This window comes from Mucilaginibacter mali, from assembly GCF_013283875.1.
Lineage (GTDB): Bacteria > Bacteroidota > Bacteroidia > Sphingobacteriales > Sphingobacteriaceae > Mucilaginibacter > Mucilaginibacter mali.
On record NZ_CP054139.1, the window covers coordinates 1669645 to 1690976 of the forward strand.

Below are 21332 nucleotides of genomic sequence, written 5' to 3' on the forward strand. Positions count from 1 at the left end.
TTATTATATCGATGAAAAACTTCCTGACTACGGGCCTTTGCCTGCTTGTTTCGCTTGCCGTAAACGCTAAGGTTTACAAAGTGGCTAATCCCGATGAATTTCAAAAAGCGGCTGCCACCGTTAAACCGGGCGACGAGATCGTTATTGCTAATGGCAATTACAGCAATTGGGCGCTGGTTATCCCTACCAATGGTACGGCCGCTAAGCCGGTGATCATTCGTGCCGAAACTCCGGATAAGGTAGTTTTCTCAGGCGATGCAAGTAAAGCCATCTTTCAGCTGACGGGGAGTTATACCCAGCTATCAGGCATTAACTTTACAGGCTGTAATATTATTAAAGCAGCCGGCAGCAGCGGGATACTGGTAGAGATGGATAACAGCAAATACTGCCGCCTTACTAATTGTACCTTTAGTAAAAATGCCGCTAAAACGCAGTTTATGCCTATTGTGGTAGTAGGCGGTAACGGCGAGGGTAACCGGGTTGACCATTGCAATTTTATCAGTAATATAGATAACCAGGAAGTACAGATAAAGATAACCGATAAGGAAGTGCCTCAGCATACTTTGGTAGATCATAACGTCTTCCGTGATAAGGCGAAGGTTGCCTGGCCGGTATTTAACGGTGGCGAATGCGTGCAGGTAGGGCAGGATCCAATATTGCTGGGTAACCAGGCTGCCAATTCTTTAGTGCGCGATAACCGCTTTATCCACTGCGATGGCGAGCCCGAGGTGATCAGCAACAAAAGCACCGGTAACCGGTACATCAGCAATTATTTTGAAGATTGCCAGGGCGAACTGGTAATGCGCGGCGGGCATGATTGTTTGATAGACAGCAATGTATTTAAAGGCGGCCTGGGTGGCATCCGCATCAACGGAACGCATCATACCGTTACCCATAACCAAATTGATAATATCAAAACCGCCATCCGCCTGATGTATGGCATGGCCAAAGGAAAAGTGGAGACCGGCTTCTATATAGCCGCCGGCGATTGCGTGATAAAAGATAACCGCATCAGCAATGCAGATGTGGCGATATTGGTAGGCGATAAGAAGAACCAGGACTGGACCGGCAAGTTTGATACCAAACGCTACCCATCACGCACCATGCAGGATGTTGCGCCCTATGATAACAGCATTGGTAAAAATATCTTTACTAATGTGAAGACAGAGATGGTGACGAATTAGTTCCCTTGCTTGTCATTTGCGCGAGGAACGAAGCAATCGCTATCCTATACCGATCTTTGGGCGTGCGATTGCTTCATTACAACACTGACAAGCTCAATTTTAAGCGTTAGGGAGTGAAGCGGATACCGGCCAATGTCGTTAAGTTAAACGTTATGCAGCATCGTTAGCGGTTGTAGTTTTGTAGAAAACGATTACATTTCGCATCAATGCTTGGCCTAAGGCCTGTGTAGTATGAGCGGAAAGCCTGGCCGCAGGCAACGCCTGTGAAATCAAAAAATATAATTATTCCTTACCCTTATTGCCCAGCATCCAGGTAACCAGCTTAAAAATAGGGTAAACAGCTACCGGGGCTACCAGTACATCCATGGTATAATGCACGTGTTGAACCAGCAATAAAACCATTACAGAAGCGGTGGCTATAAAGCCGATGACCTTGTCCGACCGTTTCTCCAGTGTAAGATAGATCAAACACAAGGTAGCGGTATGGCCCGAGAAGAAAAGATCTTTGGTGATGGTGGCATTACCGTAAAAAATGCCGGTCAAGGGGTCTATCAGGTGGATCAGCCCGGCAGGCGGATCTAACTTTATTACGCTGATGGTGAAAAAGCGCAGTAAGATAATGGCCGAATATGACCATACATAAGTTACATACATGGCAGGCTTGCGCGCCGCGCGGTAAAAAGCCAGCAGGCCCATACCCCATATAATAGCGAAAATGGCTACCGATACATTATGGGGAGGGATTTGGTTAAGCACCCAATCATTTATCTGCAAACCTTTTCTTTGTTCGATAGTGTTGAAAAAGAAAGGCATTACAGCCAGTAATATAGCGATGAGGATAGAACCAAATATGATCTGGAAACGGGCCGCGGACGAGCTCCAAAGCATTTTCCAGCTTTCTTTGGTAGATATGGTAGTAGTTTTATTCAATGCAATAAATTATATAGTGGCCGCAAAAATAAGCGATATGTTTTAATTGTTAAACAAATTTTAAGCCATCATTATCAAAAAACGCCAAATATGTTAAGTTATTGCAAACAAAACGGGCCCGAGGTGGTATACCGCGGGCCCGTTTTAATAAAGGAGGCTTAAACTTAAGCCATAATAAAATTATTGTTTAACAAATTCAGCGTTAGCGTTCAGGGTAACTTCATCGCTTACGGCAGCGCTTGGGAAGTTAGCACCGATACCAAAATCCTTACGTTTAACGGTACCGCTTACTTTAAAGCCGGCAACAGTTTTCTTGTTCATTTGGTTAGTGTAAACACCACGGAAGGTAGCATCTAAGGTAACTGGTTTGGTAACTCCTTTTAAAGTAAGGTTACCGGTAACTTTGTAAGTTTTGTCGCCGGTTTTTTGGAACGAAGTGCTTTTGAAGGTCATTTTAGGGAACTGGGCAGCGTTAAAGAAGTCGGCACCTTTAATGTGGTTATCGCGGGCATCGTTATCAGTGCTTACCGAAGCAACGTCGGCGCTCAGGTCAACAACAGCATCGCTAAAATCATCTTTTGATGAAGTAATGGTAGCTGTAAAGTTTTTAAACGAACCTTCAACGTCGGATACCATCATGTGGGTAACAGTAAAGGCTAATTTTGAGTGGGCGTTATCCACGGTCCAGTTACCATCGGCAATAGGTTTAAATGCAAGTAAAGCTACTGCTGTAAATAGGGTGATCAGTGTTTTTTTCATTGTTTTGGTTATTTATATTTTAAATTAAATGTTTAAACATGCAAATGTTGTCATTTTTAGTTTATCGAACAATTGATATATATCAATAAATTGTAATAATGTCAGTTTGGTCAAATATACGGTTTAATAAACAGTGGGGTTGCCACGATAAGCCTTATGTATGTTAAATTAATAAGTAGAGCGTAAAACCAAAATAAGTGTATTTTTGAAGAAAGAAACCTGAAGCTAAATATGAAGATCGCCCTTTTCCCCGGCTCGTTTGATCCTGTTACCAAAGCCCACGTTGATATTGTAAAGCGTTCGGTTGGTCTGTTCGATAAACTTTATATAGGCATAGGGGCCAATAGCACAAAACCTGGTTTTTTGCCTATCGAAAAACGGGAGCAAATGCTGCGCGCCGTTTTCCAGGACGAGCCGCGCATCCATATTATCGCTTATGAAGGGTTAACGGTTAACTTCTGCAAAAGCATTAACGCTACATTCATGGTACGCGGTATCCGTACCGTATCCGATTTTGAGTATGAGAAAGCCATAGCGCAAATGAACCACGCGCTGGCGCCCGATATCGAGAGTATATTTATTGTGAGTAAGCCCGGCTATTCGTCCATCAGTTCAACCATTGTGCGCGAAATTATGAAGCACAATGGCGATGTAAGCCAGTTTATCCCTTCAGCGGCTTTGCCGTATCTTTAAGCAGGTCCACCTTTTCCAATACATCCATTATTGATGGAAAGGTATTGCTTTTTATCTCGTCCATATGGCTTTTATTAAACCATTGCACGTCGGTAATGCCTTCTTCAAGCTGTGGTTTTAGCTTTTCGCTGCCTTTATACTTCATGCTGTACCAGTAGGTTTTCTTCAATACAATTTCGCCTTTGCTGATATAGGTATGGTAGGTGCTGATGATCTTTTTACCGGCTTTACTAACGGTAATGCCGCATTCTTCCTCCACTTCGCGCACACCGCCTTCTTTTTTCTTCTCGCCTTTTTCAAGTTTGCCTTTTGGCAGGTCCCATTTATCGTTGCGGTAGATAAACAGGTAATCGCCGGCCGAATTTTTTACCAAACCGCCCGATGCTTCGATCACGAATGCCGTTTTTACCACCTTTTTCAGGAAAGCTTTGGCATCATCGCACAGGATAAAAAAGCGTTTATACTTATGCTGATTTGTAACTTGTGCATAAATTGTTTTGAAGTCAAAAAACTGATTGTCAAGCTTCTGGAAGTTTTCAGGATGGTTTGGTTGTACAGATGTAATGAGTAAAACCTTTTCGTTGATATAAATTCTGTATTTTTGAGCCATGTTTAATAAAACTGAGACTGAACAAAAAGTAGCCGAGTTTCTGCTGCAAATTAAAGCAATTAAATTACAACCTAATAATCCTTTTACATGGGCATCGGGTTGGAAATCGCCTATATATTGCGATAACCGGGTAACGCTTTCGCATCCGGCCATCCGTACCTACATCAGGCAACAGCTTACGCAAATTGTGCAGGATGAGTTTGGTTCGGTTGGTTGTATTGCTGGTGTAGCTACGGCCGGTATACCGCAAGGCGTATTGGTAGCGCAGGAACTGGGATTGCCTTTTGCTTACGTACGGTCTAAACCTAAAGAGCATGGTACCGGCAGCCTTATTGAAGGCGAAATTAAAACCGGCGAACGTATTGTGGTGATCGAAGACCTGATATCGACCGGAAAAAGCAGTTTGCAGGCCGTTGAAGCCCTGCGTGCCGCCGGGCATGATGTGGCAGGTTTGGCAGCGATATTTAGCTATGGCTTTGACGTTGCCGACGAGAACTTTAAAAAAGCCAAATGCCGCTTTGTTACATTATCAAATTATAATGCCCTTTTAAAATTTGCCGAAGAAGGCCAGTATATACTGCCCGATGATGTGGAACTGCTAAAGAAGTGGCGCGAAGACCCGGAGAACTGGGGCAGATAATAAAGAAAAAAATCCGCAGGCGCGTATGATGATATGCACTGCGGATTGAAATATATAATAGTCCATCAAAAGTTTAATGTGCCATGCGCCGGTTTAGTGGCGGTACGCAGGCTCATATACTTACTATCAACCAGGGAAAAACTCTTCTTCCAGCGGTCAATTAAAAAACTTTCCTGTTCTCAACGTTGCGGATTGTTAATACACCGTTGATGATAATTAAACTGATAATTAAAACTGCCATAACATTAAATCATTAAAAGGTTGTTGCGTTGCTATAACTAAGGCAAATGTTATACCAAGGCGTTATAATTGGTAAATTATAATCTTTTAACGCAAGAGCAGGGTAAATAGTTTCGTAATTAGAAAAAAATGTAGAACTAATTTCCCAAATCATGGGGAAAACCGGGAAGTTTACACAGATATTACACAGTGGCTCAGTATATTAATATTAGCTATTAATTAATCAAAAATAAACAGGAATAAGCGTACCTTTGCGCAAAATATTTTCGATATATGATAACGGTATCTAATCTTTCCTTACGTTACGGCAAGCGCACTTTATTTGAGGATGTTAACCTGAAATTTACACAGGGTAACTGCTACGGCATTATCGGCGCTAACGGTGCGGGTAAATCTACTTTTATGAAGATCCTTTCGGGTGAGATTGACCCGACAAGCGGATCGGTAGCATTTACACCCGGCGAGCGTATGGCCGTATTGACACAGAATCACTACGCTTTCGACGAGTTCCCGGTGATTGAGACCGTGATGATGGGCCATAAAGAATTGTACGATGTGCGCCAGGAAAAGGATGCCATTTACATGAAAGAAGATTTTACCGATGCCGATGGCGAACGCGCCGGCGAACTGGAAAACCTTTTTGCCGAAATGGACGGCTGGAACGCGGAAAGCAATGCCGCTACCTTACTCAGCAACCTGGGCATTAAAGAAGACCTGCATTATAAACTGCTGAAAGAACTGGACGGTAACCAAAAGGTGCGTGTGTTATTAGCGCAGGCCCTGTTTGGCAGCCCTGATATACTACTGCTGGATGAGCCTACCAACGATTTGGATATCCACACCATCAGCTGGCTGGAAGATTTCCTGGCCGGATATGAGGCCATTGTACTGGTTGTATCGCACGACAGGCACTTCCTGGATACCGTTTGTACTCATGTGGTAGATATCGACTTTAGTAAGATGACCATTTACACCGGTAACTACACCTTCTGGTACGAATCGAGCCAGCTGGCTTTGAAACAACGTGCCGACCAGAACAAGAAGATGGAAGACCGTGTGAAGGAACTGCAGGAGTTCATCCGTCGCTTCAGCGCTAACGCTTCAAAATCTAAACAGGCTACCAGCCGTAAAAAAGCGCTGGATAAGATCAACCTCGACGAGATCAAACCATCAAACCGTAAATACCCGGGAATTATCTTCAACAACCAGGGCCGCGAGGCCGGCGACCAGATCTTGCAGGTTGAAAAACTGGGCAAATCATCAGCCGGCGAGGTGTTGTTTGGCGATATTAACTTCACGGTTAATAAAGGCGATAAGATCGCTATCCTGTCGCAAAACAGCCTGGCCACGACCGCCTTTTACGAAATTCTGACCGGTCGCGATAAAGATTTCAAGGGCGAATTTAAATGGGGAGTAACCATTAACATTGCCGATATCCCGATGGATAACGCTGAATATTTTACCGGTAAGGATGATAACCTGATCGACTGGCTGCGTGAGTACTCGACAGGAGAGAAGGACGACCAGTTTATCCGCGGCTTTTTGGGCCGTATGCTGTTCAGCGGTGAAGAGGTAATGAAGAAAAGCAATGTACTATCGGGCGGCGAGAAAATGCGCTGCATGTTTAGCCGAATGATGCTGCAGCAAGCCAACCTGCTGCTGTTTGATGAGCCAACCAACCACCTGGACCTGGAATCGATCACCGCGCTGAACAACGGCATGAAGGATTTCCGTGGTACCATCCTGTTCACTTCGCGAGATCATGAATTAACATCAACTGTAGCCAATCGTATTATCGAACTGACCCCCGGCGGTATCATCGATAAACTGATGACCTACGACGAATACATCAACAGCGACGCCGTAGAAAAGCAACGCGCCGAACTGTATGCCATGGCATAAATTAACCTGACAAAGATTTGAATTTTATAAATTTCAATTTTAAAATAAAATTCGTTTCTTTGTCGCCCCGGTAATTTTACCGGTTACCCGACTCGGTAGCTCAGCTGGTAGAGCAAATGACTCTTAATCATTGGGTCGAGAGTTCGAATCTCTCCCGGGTCACCTGATGGGTCAAACGTGAAATTCACAGTTTGGCCCATTTTTGTTTTCTATAACAGACCATAGTCTGGTAGGTGAAATTTGCTCCCTATTTTGTGGTTCAGTATCAAATCATATATTTGAGTACCAATAATCTTTTTAAATGTCATTGAATCTGTGTCCAGCCTGTAACGGCGCTCTTAAGCCTAAATACAAGTTAAAGTTCGATATTTTTAAATGCCGCGAATGCGGATTATACATTTCTGATGCCAGTTTTGATCATTCCTTTGTTTCCGACATGGATAATGATATGCGGGCGGTGGGATTGGAGAAATTGCGTATTACTAATTTTAAATTTATTGCCGATAAAATAAAACAGGTTTTCGGGACGGGTATAAAAAATGTTAAAGGGCTGGAAATTGGTTGCGGCAACGGGTGGTGGTTAAAAACCTGTCGCGAGGAGGGCATAAACTGTTCAGGGATTGAGCCGGAACGGGCGTTCAGCCCCATATACGAGGCCAATGAATATGATGTTGCTTACGGGTTTTACCCGGCTACAAAAAGCGATACCCAATACGATTTTATTATAATGAATGATGTTTTTGAACATATTCCTGACGTTGACAGCCTTACGGCTTCCTTAAACGCCGACTTAAAGGATGGGGGATACCTGATCATTAACATCCCCATGAGCGATGGCTTTTTTAGCGTAACCGCGCGTTTGTTAAATAAATTAGGTGTTAAAAGCATTTTAAACAGGATGTGGCAGTTTGATTTTCACAGCCCGCATTATACCTATTTTAACGCGGCTAACCTAAACCTGCTGGTTAGCAAACACGGTTTTGTAAAGGTGAACGATTTTAGGCTAAATACGCTGGATCTGGGCAGTACAAAAGAGCGGATAGTAACGGACAAAAAATTCAATAAATTAAGCGCTGATATCATGGCGGGGGTGCTTACCCTGGCTATGCCTGTTATTAACGCCGCAAAGCCTGATGCTAAAGTATTCTTTTTTAAAAAAGTGGCTACAAATAACAATGCAGCCGGCAACAGGGAATAGTAGTATTAGCATCTCATGCGTCTGCTAATAATTTAATGCCATAATTTACAAACACGCAATTTCCCTCAAATCCACAAGGAGAAAAGTTTTAGAGATGGATGATATACAGATCATATAAGGAAACATCCTGCCCCGGATGTTTCCTTTTTTTAACCTCCTTAGCTTTGCTCTATCTCTTTTAAACTATTCATTTTTTTGTAGGCCAGGAACCCTTTAATATCCTCAAAGTGTTCGCGTACCCGCTTGTTCCCAAACTCGAATACTTTTTTAACCAGCCCGTCCAGGAAATCACGATCGTGCGATACCAGGATCAGTGTACCATCAAAGTCGCGCAGCGCGTCCTTAATAATGTCTTTGGTCTTCATATCCAAATGGTTGGTCGGCTCATCCAGTATCAACAGGTTTACAGGCTCTAACAATAACTTGATCATGGCTAAACGGGTACGCTCCCCACCCGAAAGTACCTTTACTTTTTTTGTCGTGTCATCGCCGCTGAACATGAACGCGCCTAACAGGTCCCTGATCTTAAGTGTGCCATCGCTTAAAGGGATCTGGTCAATGGTGTCGAATACGGTCAGGTTTTCATCCAGCAAGGCCGCCTGGTTTTGGGCAAAGTACCCTATCCTGGCATTGTGGCCTACTTTTAAATTGCCTTCAAAATCGATCTCGTCCATAATGGCTTTGATCATCGTCGACTTGCCTTCCCCGTTTTTACCTACAAAGGCTACTTTCTCGCCCCGTTCGATAGTCATGGACGCATTTTTGAATACCACATGATCGCCGTAGCTTTTACTCAGGTCTTCAACAATTAAAGGATATTGTCCCGAACGCGGCGAAGGGGGGAACTTCAATCTTAAGGCCGAGGTATCCACTTCGTCAATCTCGATGATCTCCAGTTTTTCCAGCATCTTAACCCGCGATTGCACCTGCAGGGTTTTAGAATAAGTCCCACGGAAGCGTTCGATAAATTCCTGGTTATCCGCAATAAAGCGTTGCTGCTCTTCGTAAGCTTTCAACTGGTGTACACGGCGGTCGGCACGCAGTTGCAGGTAATGGCTGTATTTGGCTTTATAGTCGTAGATACGGCCCATGGTTACTTCAATAGTGCGGTTAGTGATGTTATCTACAAAAGCACGGTCGTGCGAGATCACCATTACCGCCTTGGCCGAATTGACCAGGAAATCTTCCAGCCATTGGATACTTTCGATATCCATGTGGTTGGTTGGCTCATCCAATAAAATAAGGTCTGGTTTCTTCAACAGGATCTTTGCCAGTTCGATGCGCATGCGCCAGCCGCCCGAAAATTCGGAGGTTGGCCGGGTGAAGTCGCTGCGCTCAAAGCCCAATCCTTTCAGTACTTTTTCCGCCTCAGCTTCGTAATTGGTATCTTCAATAGTATAAACCTTCTCGCTCAGCTCCGATACGCGCTCGATCAGCTTCATGTACTCGTCGCTCTCGTAATCAGTTCGCGTATTCAGCTGCTCGTTCACCTCATCCAGTTCCTTTTGCATTCGGTTGGCCTCGGCAAAGGCTTTCATGGTTTCCTCAAAAACGGTAACCTTGTCTTCGGTTAGCAAATGCTGCGGTAAATAAGCGATGACCGCCTCTTTAGGGCCGGTTACATTACCGGTAGTGGGTTTGGCCACACCGGCTATAATTTTAAGGATGGTAGATTTGCCGGCGCCATTTTTCCCCATCAGCGCTATTTTGTCGTTCTCGTTTATCGGGAAAGTTACATCGCTAAACAGGGTGGTTCCGCCAAATGAAACCGAAATATTATTTACATTGATCACAATAGGAGCGTTTTAAATTGGCCGCAAAGATAAACACTGTTAGGGATTTCGCCGCTGTAGTTAAAAAATTAGTAGTAGCATAATAATTACTATCAAACAAATTGCTGTTAGTACTTTATGCCTGGCGCAATTTATTCACATCCCGTTTTTCACCACGCCGCTTTTGTACCTTAGCCGCTGATATGGAGAACCCTTTACTGGAACTTGCACGCGCCTATGTGGAAACCACAAACACCATTGTTTTCCTTACAGGTAAGGCAGGAACGGGCAAGACAACACTGTTGAGGGAAATTCGCCAAACATCAAAAAAACGACTGGCCATTGTAGCGCCAACCGGTGTAGCGGCCATCAACGCGGGCGGCATGACCATTCACTCGCTGTTCCAATTGCCTTTCGGCCCCATGCTGCCCAATCAGCCCGACAGGCCCGAGCAAAGCTATAACGCCGAAAAGCGCGAACTGCTGCAAAGCCTGGAATTATTGATTATCGATGAGATCAGTATGGTGCGGCCCGATGTGCTGGATCAGATCGATCTCATCCTGCGCAACCTGCGCGGTAACCGGTATTGCTTTGGCGGCGTGCAATTGCTGCTGATTGGCGATCTGGCGCAGCTAAGCCCCATAGTGCGTGGCGAAGAATGGGCGCTGTTGAGGCCTTATTACGCCACGCCCTACTTCTTCAGCGCGCGGGTGCTTGCGCAAAACGCCTTTGTGCGTATTGAACTGGATAAGGTGTACCGCCAAAGCGACCCCGTATTTGTCGATATCCTGAACGCCATGCGCGATCAGCAAGTATCGGCAGATAAGCTGGCCCGCCTGAACGAACGTTATATCCCGGCTTTTGAACCGGCGACTGATGAGCCGTATATCACGCTCACTACCCACAACCGCATGGCGCAGCAGCTTAACAGTGAGCGGCTTGGGGCATTGCCGGGTAATGTGATGGATTATAAAGCTACCATCCGCGGAGAATTCCCGGCTGATGCCTATCCCACGGAAACCAACCTGGAGTTAAAGACCGGCGCGCAGGTGATGTTTGTAAAAAACGATAGTTCGGCCGAGAAGCGGTATTATAACGGCAAGATTGGCACGGTTATCAAGCTTGAGCCGGATACCGTTTACGTGGCTACGCCCGATGGCCGGGAGATAGCCGTGCAAGCCCTGGAGTGGACCAACGTAAAATACCAGGCCGATGGCGAGCAGATAAGCGAGAGTAATGCCGGCAGCTTCGCGCAGATACCGCTGAAGCTGGCCTGGGCCATCACCATCCATAAAAGCCAGGGCCTTACTTTTGATAAAGCTATTATTGATGTGAGCGAGGCTTTTACGCATGGACAAGCCTATGTAGCGTTGAGCCGCTGCCGCTCGCTGGAGGGCCTGGTGCTGCGCAACCCGGTAAACGACCGCAACATAATAGCCGACCCGGCCGTGCTGCGCTTTAACCGCGAAGCCGAACAGCATCGCCCGGACCAGAATACGTTGGCGCAACACCGTGAGGATTACCGACTGTTTTTGCTGACGGAACTATTTAACTTTAGCGAGTTGAGATATCGGCTAAAAAAATTTGAAGCCCTGCTGCCCGATTTCGAACAGGCAGTTTTTGCCGTAGCTGAAAAGCTACCCGCCAAACTTCCGCAATATGCAGATGAGCGCATCCGCAACGCGGCGGGTTATTTCGACGATAAGTTTAAGACAGCTATTACCAAGCTTCATGAACAGCTGACTGCCTTTGTTGGTACATCAAAGGAAATGGCCGGCAAGGCTGATGAACTGCTGCGCTGGCTGCTGACGAGATCGGAGCAATTAGAAGTATTTTGCCAATTACCGTTTACGGCAGAGGCTTACCTTAATTTACAGCGTAAAGGCAAGGCCAGCCTCAGCTTTTCGTTACTGAAGCAACTAAACGCCAAGTCCAACGAAGCGCTTGCCGAACAACTCATCAACTGGCGGAATGAAGCCGCGCAACAGGAGGGGGTACTTGCCAATATGCTTTTCTCCGAACAAACGCTATTTGCCATAGCCGCTAAACTGCCGCAAAACCTAAAGGCGCTTGGCGCGATAAAGGGCGTTGGCGCGGAGAAGTCGGCCCGTTATGGCGCGGCCATTTTAACGCTTATTCGTGCTTACCAGCAGGAGGGGACCGGCGCGGCCGACCAGGTTAGCTTGTTTTAAAAGCGCGCCCGGCATTGCCAATCTTTTGATCTGTTATGGCGCGTGCGCCAATTTTTGAGCTATAACTAAATTTTTCTTATTGTATCATGCATGAACTAATTCTGCGTTTATTTGTTTAACTAAACATATCTACCATAATAATGAGCAAAGTATTTACGATAACAGACGGACTTGAGAATATGGGTGCCCTGCGCACCGGCGGACAAGGTTCTGTATATAAAGGGCGACGGATAGGCCCCATCATCTCGGCCGTAAAAATTTTGCCCACGCCCATACATACCGAAAGCACCGACGATAAAAATTATCGCAATTTTTTAAACGAGGTTGAAAAGCTGAAAAAGGTGAACGAAGTGCCCAACCCAAATGTGGTTAAAATACTAAACTCGGGCATTACCGAAAGCGGGTCGTTCCCCTTTATCGAGATGGAGTTTATTGAAGGGCCTGATCTGGGCGAACTACTGGCCGAACCGCACGATAAGATCTTTACCCTGAAAGAAGTGGTAAAACTGGCAGATCAGTTATCCTGCGCGCTGGCGCATTGTCATGGCGTGGGTGTTAAGCACGGCGATATTAAAAGCAATAATATCAAATTCAACGTGCACTCGGGCAATTATGTGCTGCTTGATTTTGGCTTGTCCATCATGAGCGACGAGCAGCGTCGCAGTAGCATGCGCCATGCCGGGGCTATCGAGTTTATGGCGCCTGAGCAAAACGAGGGCAAAATGGAGTTCCAAACCGATGTGTACAGCTATGGAGTGATCTTATACGAACTGATAACCGGTACGGTGCCCTTTCCGTTGCACGATAACGGGGAAACATCGCGCAATACGGTAATGCTGGCGCACATGGAGTCGCCGGTGCCCGATATGCTGAAGCTGCGCAAGCAAAATATGCCTAAAGATTGGCCTCAAAAGCAGCGCGACCGCGAAATGCGGGTGCCCGCCTGGTTGCTTGCTTTAGTTTATAAATGCCTGGAGAAAAAGCCAGAAAACCGTTATGCCAATGGCGATGAACTGCACGATGCTATTATTGAGAACAGCATTGCCGACATCCGCTGGGAGGAACCTGCCGAGGTAACTCCAACCGTTACCGAACAGGAGGCCAAAGCCGTTGTCGACGCTGGTTATGTGAATAATGAAGCGGACAGCAATATGATGCAGATATCCAAACCCGTGTTTTGGGGTTTGATGCTGTTGCTTATCGGTTTTATGAGCTTTACGGGCTATGCCTTGTTTAAAAACAAGTCGGGGCAAACAGACATGGTGGCTAAACTAAGGGCCGATTCGATACGGGTGGCCGATAGCCTGAACAACGAAAATAACAAGGCTTTAGCCGAGCAACAGCAAAAAGACAGGCGCGACTCGGCCATACGGGCTTCCATCAGGGCCGATATTGAGAAAAGGAAAAAGGAGATGGGCGAGGCCGATACCTCTACTGTCGACAGTTTGCAGGAGCAGCCGCCGCAATAAAACATCTTGCCGATTTTATTGGTATATTAAAGCAATATTTCAAACATCTGCGCCCCTAATGGGTTAAAACAATGTTCAACACAAAAAAACCTGATCAGGATACACATGGAACCTAAAACTTCTTTTTGGCAACGCATAGGCATACAGGATTGGTTTTTAACCAACGAAAACACCTCCGGTGCTAAAAAGCAGCAAGCGCTTACACCTAACGATGTTTACAACTACGTGGTAGATAAGTTTAACGATTCGGTGAGGCAGCTTTCCTTTGCCGACCGTATTGTTTTTTACCACGAATATATCATCAGCTTCAACCCCGAAGATTACCAGGAGTTTATGAATAATAAGCAGGGCATCCTGGGGCTTATCGTAAACGAAACGGTAAAGAAGTTTTACGAGCATCTGAAACAATACCGCCAGGCCGGCAAAACGGTTGTGCCGTCCAGTTCAAAATGGGTGTTCCGTTTGGTATCGCACCCCGATTATAAGCGCGGCGATATCGGCTTTATTGGTAAACTGCTGCCCGGCAGCACCAAAAAAGATGAGAACCTGCGGGTTACCTTTATCCCCCGGCAAACCGGCATTGCCCAAACCTTTGATGTAAGCCAGGACGTGTTGAAAGGCTTCACTTATTACAGCGAGGGCTATTATGAACTGCCTTATGTGGATGACCTGGGCGGAGAAGAAGCCCCGGTTGATAACAAGAAGAAAAGCTTTGCCCGTTTTGAAACCATTTTGCCCGAGCAGCAATTTGCCGGTAAAAAGGTGGAATACATCATGAAAGACCTGGAGATCATCGTATCGGGCGATGAGGAGGAACGCGACGACAGTAACATCTTTAAAATACCTACCGAATGGGTCAATACGCCGCACCTGCATATCCGGTATAATAAGTCTGACGGTAAATTTTACCTGGCATCCTTTGGCGAGCGGACCATACTGAACGAGAACGAGGTGCCCAAAAGTGATGTCAATTCGCCATCGTGGGTAGAGTTGCCCATGAACTCGAAAATATTACTGAACGGGATAGTGGGGGTTAATATTTTTAAACCGTAAACGTATGTCGCAACTACTATCCGCAGGTTTACTGGTTATTGTGGTGTTGCTATTGATAACTCATTTTTACGATATTAAAAACTCGCGCAAAAACAATGGCTGATCAATTTTACGGCCTGACCGATACCGGTAAGGAACGCAGCAACAACGAGGATGCTTTTATCGCCCGGCAAAGCCCCGACGGCCGCTTTATTATTGCCTGCGTTATTGACGGGGTAGGTGGTTATAAAGGCGGCGAAGTGGCGGCCGCGCTGGCCAGGGAGGCCATACTGCAAAGGCTGGCACAACCATCTGGCGAGATCATCCCCATGCTGCTGGATAGCTTTAACCAGGCCAACCAAAGTATACTGGCCGGTAAAAAGGAGGTAAAGGAGCACGATAGCATGGCCTGTGTAGCCACGCTTGCCCTGGCCGATACAGAAAAGAATCAATTTTACTACGTGCACGTTGGCGATACCCGCTTGTACCTGCTGCGCGACCGCTCGCTGGTGAAGATCACGCACGATCAATCATTCGTGGGTTTTTTAGAGGATTCGGGTAGATTGGATGAAAAAGCTGCCATGGCGCATCCCAAGCGTAATGAAATTAATAAAGCCCTGGGCTTCGAGATCAATTTATCGGGCGATACGGATTATGTAGAGACCGGGCAATCGCCGTTTTTACCGGGCGATATGCTGCTGCTTTGCAGCGATGGCTTAACAGATATGGTGCCCGCCGGCGAGATCTCGGATATCCTGAACAATAATGACGGTTTAAAAGACAAATGCCACGACCTGGTTGCCGCGGCCAACCATAACGGCGGCAAGGATAACATTACCGTGGCGCTGGTGAAAAACGCCAAACAGGCATCATCGCACGAGGCTACCAGGCCGGTAAGCGGTCAAAAAAAAACGGAGCTAAAAGCTGCTAACGAACCCGCCATAACCAATGTGCCCTTAACCGCCGAAAGGGGGGCGGCTAAAGTGAAAGGCAATATCCCGGTACTCATCTTCGCCCTGATGGCGCTGATATTTTTGTGTACCACCATTTGGCAATATATACAAAGGCAAAAGGCCACGCAACCCGGAGCAACGCCGGCACAAACAGATACACCCGTGATAAAACCGGCCAATGCGCAGGAGGCGAAATTGCAGGCCACTATTAATGGCTTAAAGGGAAATGTGCTGTTGCTGGTGGATACCGCCTTTAAATCGCCGGTTAAGATCAGTAGGGCAATTGTGATAGATAAGGATAGCCTGTTTATTAAAACAAAGGGAAATGTGCAGCTATTGTGCGATAGCGGCTACACCGGCGCGGCTATATCGCTTACGCCCAAATGTAAACTGGTGATGCTGGACAGCCTGGCCATCACTGGCTTTAAAACAGGGGTCGTTGCCTATAATACGGCCTTGTTGCTGAAGAATATGAGGTTTACCAATTGCGGCACTACGGTTCAAAACAGGTTTACCGCGCAGGGTAAGTACACCAACGGCGGTGTACCGGCCAATGTTTTTAAAGTTGATTCCATTCCTGTAACACCCCATAAGCAAAAATGATGGAGCAGGAAGCGAAGCCCTTAATTGGCCGTAAAAAGGAACGCATGTTCCTGTTGTTGATAGCCGCAGTATTAGGTTTGCTGTTTGTGCGCCTGTACATCATCGAACAAAAAAACTTTGCCGATGTAGACAAGCGCTTACAGGATGGCACCATGGTAAACCTGAACGCTAAAAAGCCCGCGAAAAGCATCCGTGGCCTTTTGGAAAAGGGTTATTATTTTGAAGATAAGCGGGATATAGACCTTGTTGAAGATGTATTTGCCGACCGCCTGACCGCCGGGTATCAGTTTGAAAATATTGGCGATATCAACAAAAAGAAGTTTTACGTAGATGCCGACGAGGCGATGGCTAAGGGCGGTAAATCGTTTCAGCAAAGGGTATTGGTATCAAGGTCGCTGCTGGGTTATACGGGCGATGATTCCCTGCGCTTTATCCAGGAAAAAAGAAAGCCGCCTGTTCTACCCGCGGTTACCGATGTGGAGATGGATGGGAATGCCATTAGTGGTAAGGTGCTGGAGAAGAAGACGCCGCTTGCTGGTGTGTTGGTGCGCCTGCAAATGATATTACCGCAGGACAGCACCTATAATGATGAGGAAGCCGGCGAATTAAATAAAAGAATAGAAAAGGGCGGCGGCTTTAAAAAAGAATACGTGCTGGATGCGCAAAAAAAGCCGCACCTGCAGGCCATGACTGCCTTTGCCCGTACCGATGAGCAGGGTAATTACACCTTTAAAAACCTGCCCGCTGGCAAAGCCTTCGAGGTTTTGCCCTTGCAGCCTGGTTTCCAGTTCGGCCGTTCATCGGGCACGCAAAATTTGGATAACGATGAGGTGTTCAACTTCTCGCGTTCACCACATACCATCAGGCTGTTTTCTACCCGCGATTTTAATATCCTGAAGAAGGAAAAGGCGCTGATTATCCGTACCCCGGCGCAGTTTAATTTTTGGTACCTCATGGTGGCGGCCTGCTTCTTCGCTTGCTTCGCGCTGACGCATCTAATATTAAGCTGGAAATTCAGCACCACCGACCAGTTGATATTGCCCTTTGTAATGGTGCTGACGGGTTTATCGTTTTTAACCCTGCTCAGCTTGCAGGACCCTCTGCGCGACCGCTTCCTTGCGAAAGATTCGCTGGTTTATCTCGGTATGGGTTTTGGGGCTTTGCTCATCACGCTGATATGCAACCTGCGCCGCTTCACGGTCGATTCGGCCTTGTACCGCCTGCTGGTATTTAAAAACAACCGCAAGGCGGCCAACGGCTGGCCCTGGGCGGTTATCGCTATCGGCTTGTTGGCTATGACTATCCGCTTTGGCACCGGCCCGGAGGGGAGCGGGGTTAAGGTAAATTTGATGGGCTTTCAACCCAGCGAGATCGTGAAGTACCTGGTCATCATCTTCCTGGCGGGGTTTTTTGCCACTAACGAGAAGTTCATCAGCGAATATGTTACCTGGAAAAAGCGCTTCTCGTTCTTTTCCTTCGCGGTTATCGCCATAGGGATAACCCTTTTCCTGTTCCTGATGCTGGGCGATTTGGGTCCGGCCATGGTGATCTGCTTTACGTTTATCATCCTGTTCTCTTTTTCGCGCGGCGATTTTATGTTCATGGCCGCGTCGGTCATTTTTTATATCCTCATTACCTGGGCATTTAAAAACGTATGGATCTCGGCCCTTGCAACTGTGGTGATGCTGGTTTTAGTGACGCTTTTACAGCGCAGGCAACTCAGCGAATCGGCCATCATGGCTTTGATCATCATCGCCGGGTTTTTAACTATCGATAAGATCCCGCATCTGGATAAACTGATCCCTGGCCCTGTGCAGCGTTTGGTCGACCGCAAGGCCATCTGGCAAAACGCCTGGGATAACGAAGTTTACGGCGGCGACCAGGTGGCGAACGGCCTTTGGGCCATCGCGGGTGGCGGCCTGACCGGGCAAGGCATAGGCGAGGGTTTTGCCAAAACCATCCCCGAAGCGCATACCGATATGATCCTGCCCTCCATTGGCGAGGAGTTTGGCTGGACGGGGATCGTCTGTATCTTCCTCATCTTCCTGCTCTACCTGCACCGCGCCATTATCATTGGGCGGCAAACGGGCACGCCCTTCCTGTTTTATTTATGCGCAGGCATTGGGGTGTGTACCTTTGTACAATTCCTGCTGATAGCCGGAGGATCAACCGGTGCCTTGCCGCTTTCGGGGGTTTCGTTGCCTTTCCAGAGTTATGGCGGCTCGTCGCTGGTGGCTAATTTTTTGGCGGCGGGCTTTCTGCTGTCAGCATCAAAGGTAAAGGGTACGCCTGTACAAATGAGTTTTATCACCAAACAGCAGGACCGGAATTTAGTCCCCGCGCTGATGGTGGCCTGTATCGGCATATTATTGTTAACCATCAATGTATCGCGCTATGTGCTTAGCAATAGTAAGTGGGTAGTAAAGCCATCGCTGGTGGCCGACAGGAGCGGCGCGCGCATGTTCAGTTATAATCCACGCATTACCATCCTGATGAATAAGCTGCAGGCCGGTACTTTGTTTGACAGGGACGGGCGTATCCTGGCAACCAGCGACCCGAAGCTGATACAAAAACAACGAAGCATGCTAAACGCCGCCGGTGCCGGTAATTACGATCTGGATTCGGCTATGCATAAGCGTTTGGATAGGTATTATCCTTTTGATGAGCAGATGTTCTTTTGGGTAGGCGATGCCAATACCGGCGTATTTAACGGCAGCACCAACGGCTATTTTGCAGAGTACGAGCACGCCGCCGAGTTGCGCGGCTTTAAAATGCCCATTACCAGTTATAATACCCACGCCAGCCGCTACCAGGAAGACCGCTTCCTGCCACGCGGGGTAAAGGAAATGTCGGTGGCGAAAAAGGATCACAGCGCGTTGGCGCCATTGCTGATTGCCGGTATCAACAGCAGCGAAGTGGAAGCCTTTAAAAAGCGCAACCGCGATGTGCAATTAACCGTGGATGCCGAATTACAGACCAACATCCAAAGATCGGTGGCTACAGATACCTCGCTGTATGATAACCGCGTATCGGTAGTGGTGATGCAGCCTAATACCGGCGATGTACTGGCCTCGGCTGTGTACCCGTTGCCACCGGTGCACAACTGGGATCAGATGACCATGCCCGTGAGCGAGCAAAACAAGCTGTCGCAATGGATCACCACTGCCGATCTGGGCTTTACTTACGCCACGCAGCCGGGTTCTACAGCTAAGGTATTAACCACCATGGCGGCCTTCAATAAGCTGGGGCTGGCCGCCGCCGATAAAAAGTTTACGGTGGAAAGTTGGGAGCGGATTCGTACCAAAGGCATCGAACCGGATGAGACCGGCGTAATTACTTTGGAAAGAGCGGTGGCAAAATCAAACAATGTTTACTTTATTAAGTTAGCTAACCAGGAACATTTAGAAGAAGACATGGCCACCTTATATCTTAAAACAGGTATGTTTTTGCACGGCGTGGGCGGCTACTTTTATGGTAAGCAAACCGATAATGCCGAGCAGGAAAATAAATGGCGCGAGCTATGGCGTAAAACCGAGTTTAACACCAAACCCCGGTACGATCCTAACAACATCCGCCGCACCCGTGCCAAGGGTATATCGGGTATGGCCTGGGGGCAGGGCGAATTGATCGCTACGCCGGCGGCGGTAGCAAGGCTGGTATCGGGCGTGGCCAACAATGGCAATTTGGTGGCCAACCGCTTTGTGCTGAAGGTAAGCGATACAGCGCAGGCGGTTAAGGGCAGTATTAAGCTGGCTAACGATCCGCAATACGCGTCGCTGATCACGCAATATATGATCGAACAAAGCGCGCCCAAGGTCCCGGTGTTAGGTTTAAGCGTAGCCGGTAAAACAGGCACGCCCGAACGCATCTGGAAAAAAGAGAGCATTAACGATGGCTGGTACGTATTCTTCGCGCCGATGGCTAAGGGAACGGGCAATATCGTGGTTTGCGTGCGTATCGAATCGACAAAGGGATCGGCCGACGCGGTGCGGTTGGCGGGCCGGCACGTGATCCCGTTTTTAGTGAAGAAGGGCTATATCAAAAGCATTGTTCCGCCAAAGGAAAAACCGGTAAAGGAAAAGCCAGCAGATGAAGAAGTAGTAACGGAAGCTAATTAATCCAATTTGCGGGTTAACAAATAGACGATTTAACCACAAAGCGCACAAAGATATGCCCGATGTTGAAGCACAAAGTTCACAGAGGTTTTGGTACTTAAAAGAAAAAGAGAGGCCACAAAGCTTTGTGGCCTTTAAAAAAACTTAATCTGCTGATTGATTTGCTCTTTGTGACCTTTGTGTCAATCGATATTGCAAATCTTTGTGCACTTTGTGGTTAAATAACTAACAACTGAAGTTAATTAAACAAAAAAAGGATGTTCAACATATTTAGTCAAAGCAATAGCCAGCCAACTGATGTAAAAGGTGTACGGGAGGCTTTGCTGCGCGCTGTAAAGGAGGAATTGCAAAAGGCCGAAGGTGGCGAAGGCCGCAATATTAAGGGCATCAATATATTTATCAACGCGCCCGCCGGTAACGAGCATATGTACGAATCGGCCGTGTACCTGGATGAACCGCAAAAGTTTAAGGACGAGATCCAGCGCATTGCCGACGACTTTGACCTGGGGCTGCCCGATAACTGGGAACTGGAAGTTAAGTTCGATACGGAATTTCCGCCCGAAGCCATTAAACTGAATGATGTTAACGCCGCTATTTTTATCCGCACAAAAGATCATGTCATCCAGCGATCGGGCGATGGTTACCTGCGGGTATTAAACGGCGTAGCCGAGCAGGCCGAATATCACATTACATCGCAGGATGGCAAACTGAATATCGGCCGCGACCGTAAGGCGCAAATTGAGGGCGGTTTTTTCCGCACCAACGATATCGCCTTTCCCGGCGACGCGGGCGATGAGGCCAATAAATACATCAGCCGGCAGCATGCCCATATCGAGTGGAACAATGAAAAGGGCTGCTTTATGTTTTTTGCCGATGAGGGCGGCATCCCGCCGGGTAACAAGGTAAAGGTGCTGTCGGCAGCTACGGGTACACTGTTCAAGCTGCATTCAAGCCATATCGGGCACCAGTTGGAAGAAGGCGACCAGGTGATATTGGGCGAAACCGCCGTAATGGAATTTAGTTATAAAACAGGGAAGTAA

General features: G+C 47.2%; 15 protein-coding genes and 1 tRNA gene. 12 read left to right on the forward strand and 4 right to left on the reverse strand.

Features of this window, described 5'->3' with window-relative positions; translation table 11 throughout:
* Positions 1-11 precede the first annotated feature (11 nt).
* Positions 12-1184, forward strand: coding sequence for a chondroitinase-B domain-containing protein (locus HQ865_RS07135; protein WP_173414227.1), 1173 nt, complete (start codon positions 12-14; stop codon positions 1182-1184).
* A 282-nt stretch (positions 1185-1466) separates the two neighbouring features.
* Here HQ865_RS07135 and HQ865_RS07140 read toward each other — a convergent pair whose 3' ends face one another.
* Complete coding sequence (locus HQ865_RS07140) at positions 1467-2114, reverse strand: phosphatase PAP2-related protein (protein WP_173414228.1); 648 nt, start codon at positions 2112-2114, stop codon at positions 1467-1469.
* Between the two features lie 180 nt (positions 2115-2294).
* Positions 2295-2873, reverse strand: coding sequence for a YceI family protein (locus HQ865_RS07145; protein WP_173414229.1), 579 nt, complete (start codon positions 2871-2873; stop codon positions 2295-2297).
* Between the two features lie 231 nt (positions 2874-3104).
* Between HQ865_RS07145 and coaD the strand changes: the two genes are divergently transcribed.
* Positions 3105-3566 carry a pantetheine-phosphate adenylyltransferase gene (coaD, locus tag HQ865_RS07150; protein ID WP_173414230.1) on the forward strand — a complete coding sequence of 154 codons (462 nt, stop codon included), beginning with the start codon at positions 3105-3107 and terminating at the stop codon, positions 3564-3566.
* Here the strand turns inward: coaD and HQ865_RS07155 are convergent.
* Complete coding sequence (locus HQ865_RS07155) at positions 3535-4176, reverse strand: NUDIX domain-containing protein (protein WP_173414231.1); 642 nt, start codon at positions 4174-4176, stop codon at positions 3535-3537. The two genes, coaD and HQ865_RS07155, sit on opposite strands and share 32 nt — an antisense overlap.
* On the opposite strand from HQ865_RS07155, the gene pyrE reads away from it, so the two are divergent.
* From pyrE to HQ865_RS07175, 4 genes are all read left to right on the forward strand, one after another.
* Positions 4175-4816 (forward strand): orotate phosphoribosyltransferase, encoded by a 642-nt coding sequence (gene pyrE, locus HQ865_RS07160; RefSeq protein WP_173414232.1) that lies wholly within the window; start codon positions 4175-4177, stop codon positions 4814-4816. The two genes, HQ865_RS07155 and pyrE, sit on opposite strands and share 2 nt — an antisense overlap.
* Positions 4817-5329: 513 nt before the next feature.
* Entirely contained in the window at positions 5330-6958 is a 1629-nt protein-coding gene (locus HQ865_RS07165; RefSeq protein WP_173414233.1) for an ABC-F family ATP-binding cassette domain-containing protein, read from the forward strand.
* An 89-nt stretch (positions 6959-7047) separates the two neighbouring features.
* A tRNA-Lys gene (locus HQ865_RS07170) sits at positions 7048-7120 on the forward strand.
* 139 nt (positions 7121-7259) lie between these two features.
* Complete coding sequence (locus HQ865_RS07175) at positions 7260-8156, forward strand: class I SAM-dependent methyltransferase (protein WP_173414234.1); 897 nt, start codon at positions 7260-7262, stop codon at positions 8154-8156.
* Positions 8157-8314: 158 nt separating this feature from the next.
* Here the strand turns inward: HQ865_RS07175 and HQ865_RS07180 are convergent, their stop codons facing one another.
* Positions 8315-9949: an ABC-F family ATP-binding cassette domain-containing protein gene (locus HQ865_RS07180; RefSeq protein ID WP_173414235.1), complete on the reverse strand. Its 1635-nt coding sequence runs from the start codon at positions 9947-9949 to the stop codon at positions 8315-8317.
* A 101-nt stretch (positions 9950-10050) separates the two neighbouring features.
* On the opposite strand from HQ865_RS07180, the gene HQ865_RS07185 reads away from it, so the two are divergent.
* The 6 genes from HQ865_RS07185 (at position 10051) to HQ865_RS07210 (ending at position 21332) form a co-directional block, all read left to right on the forward strand.
* Positions 10051-12120 carry an HRDC domain-containing protein gene (locus HQ865_RS07185; protein ID WP_173414236.1) on the forward strand — a complete coding sequence of 690 codons (2070 nt, stop codon included), beginning with the start codon at positions 10051-10053 and terminating at the stop codon, positions 12118-12120.
* 140 nt (positions 12121-12260) lie between these two features.
* Positions 12261-13589, forward strand: a complete 1329-nt coding sequence (locus tag HQ865_RS07190; RefSeq protein WP_173414237.1) for a serine/threonine-protein kinase — start codon at positions 12261-12263, stop codon at positions 13587-13589.
* Between the two features lie 105 nt (positions 13590-13694).
* Complete coding sequence (locus HQ865_RS07195; RefSeq protein ID WP_173414238.1) at positions 13695-14642, forward strand: hypothetical protein; 948 nt, start codon at positions 13695-13697, stop codon at positions 14640-14642.
* Between the two features lie 95 nt (positions 14643-14737).
* Positions 14738-16177, forward strand: a complete 1440-nt coding sequence (locus tag HQ865_RS07200) for a PP2C family protein-serine/threonine phosphatase (RefSeq protein WP_173414239.1) — start codon at positions 14738-14740, stop codon at positions 16175-16177.
* Positions 16174-20295, forward strand: a complete 4122-nt coding sequence (locus tag HQ865_RS07205) for an FtsW/RodA/SpoVE family cell cycle protein (protein ID WP_237073765.1) — start codon at positions 16174-16176, stop codon at positions 20293-20295. Before HQ865_RS07200 ends, HQ865_RS07205 begins: the two co-directional genes overlap by 4 nt.
* 254 nt (positions 20296-20549) lie before the next feature.
* On the forward strand, positions 20550-21332 hold the full coding sequence (locus HQ865_RS07210) for an FHA domain-containing protein (protein ID WP_173414240.1): 783 nt from the start codon (positions 20550-20552) through the stop codon (positions 21330-21332).

Coding starts and splice junctions, on each gene's coding strand:
- HQ865_RS07210 (WP_173414240.1), top strand. CDS start 20,550: ATGTTCAACATATTTAGTCAAAGCAATAGCCAGCCAACTGATGTAAAA.
- HQ865_RS07190 (WP_173414237.1), top strand. CDS start 12,261: ATGAGCAAAGTATTTACGATAACAGACGGACTTGAGAATATGGGTGCC.
- HQ865_RS07135 (WP_173414227.1), top strand. CDS start 12: ATGAAAAACTTCCTGACTACGGGCCTTTGCCTGCTTGTTTCGCTTGCC.
- coaD (WP_173414230.1), top strand. CDS start 3,105: ATGAAGATCGCCCTTTTCCCCGGCTCGTTTGATCCTGTTACCAAAGCC.
- HQ865_RS07200 (WP_173414239.1), top strand. CDS start 14,738: ATGGCTGATCAATTTTACGGCCTGACCGATACCGGTAAGGAACGCAGC.
- HQ865_RS07175 (WP_173414234.1), top strand. CDS start 7,260: ATGTCATTGAATCTGTGTCCAGCCTGTAACGGCGCTCTTAAGCCTAAA.
- HQ865_RS07195 (WP_173414238.1), top strand. CDS start 13,695: ATGGAACCTAAAACTTCTTTTTGGCAACGCATAGGCATACAGGATTGG.
- pyrE (WP_173414232.1), top strand. CDS start 4,175: ATGTTTAATAAAACTGAGACTGAACAAAAAGTAGCCGAGTTTCTGCTG.
- HQ865_RS07145 (WP_173414229.1), bottom strand. CDS start 2,873: ATGAAAAAAACACTGATCACCCTATTTACAGCAGTAGCTTTACTTGCA.
- HQ865_RS07205 (WP_237073765.1), top strand. CDS start 16,174: ATGATGGAGCAGGAAGCGAAGCCCTTAATTGGCCGTAAAAAGGAACGC.
- HQ865_RS07165 (WP_173414233.1), top strand. CDS start 5,330: ATGATAACGGTATCTAATCTTTCCTTACGTTACGGCAAGCGCACTTTA.
- HQ865_RS07155 (WP_173414231.1), bottom strand. CDS start 4,176: ATGGCTCAAAAATACAGAATTTATATCAACGAAAAGGTTTTACTCATT.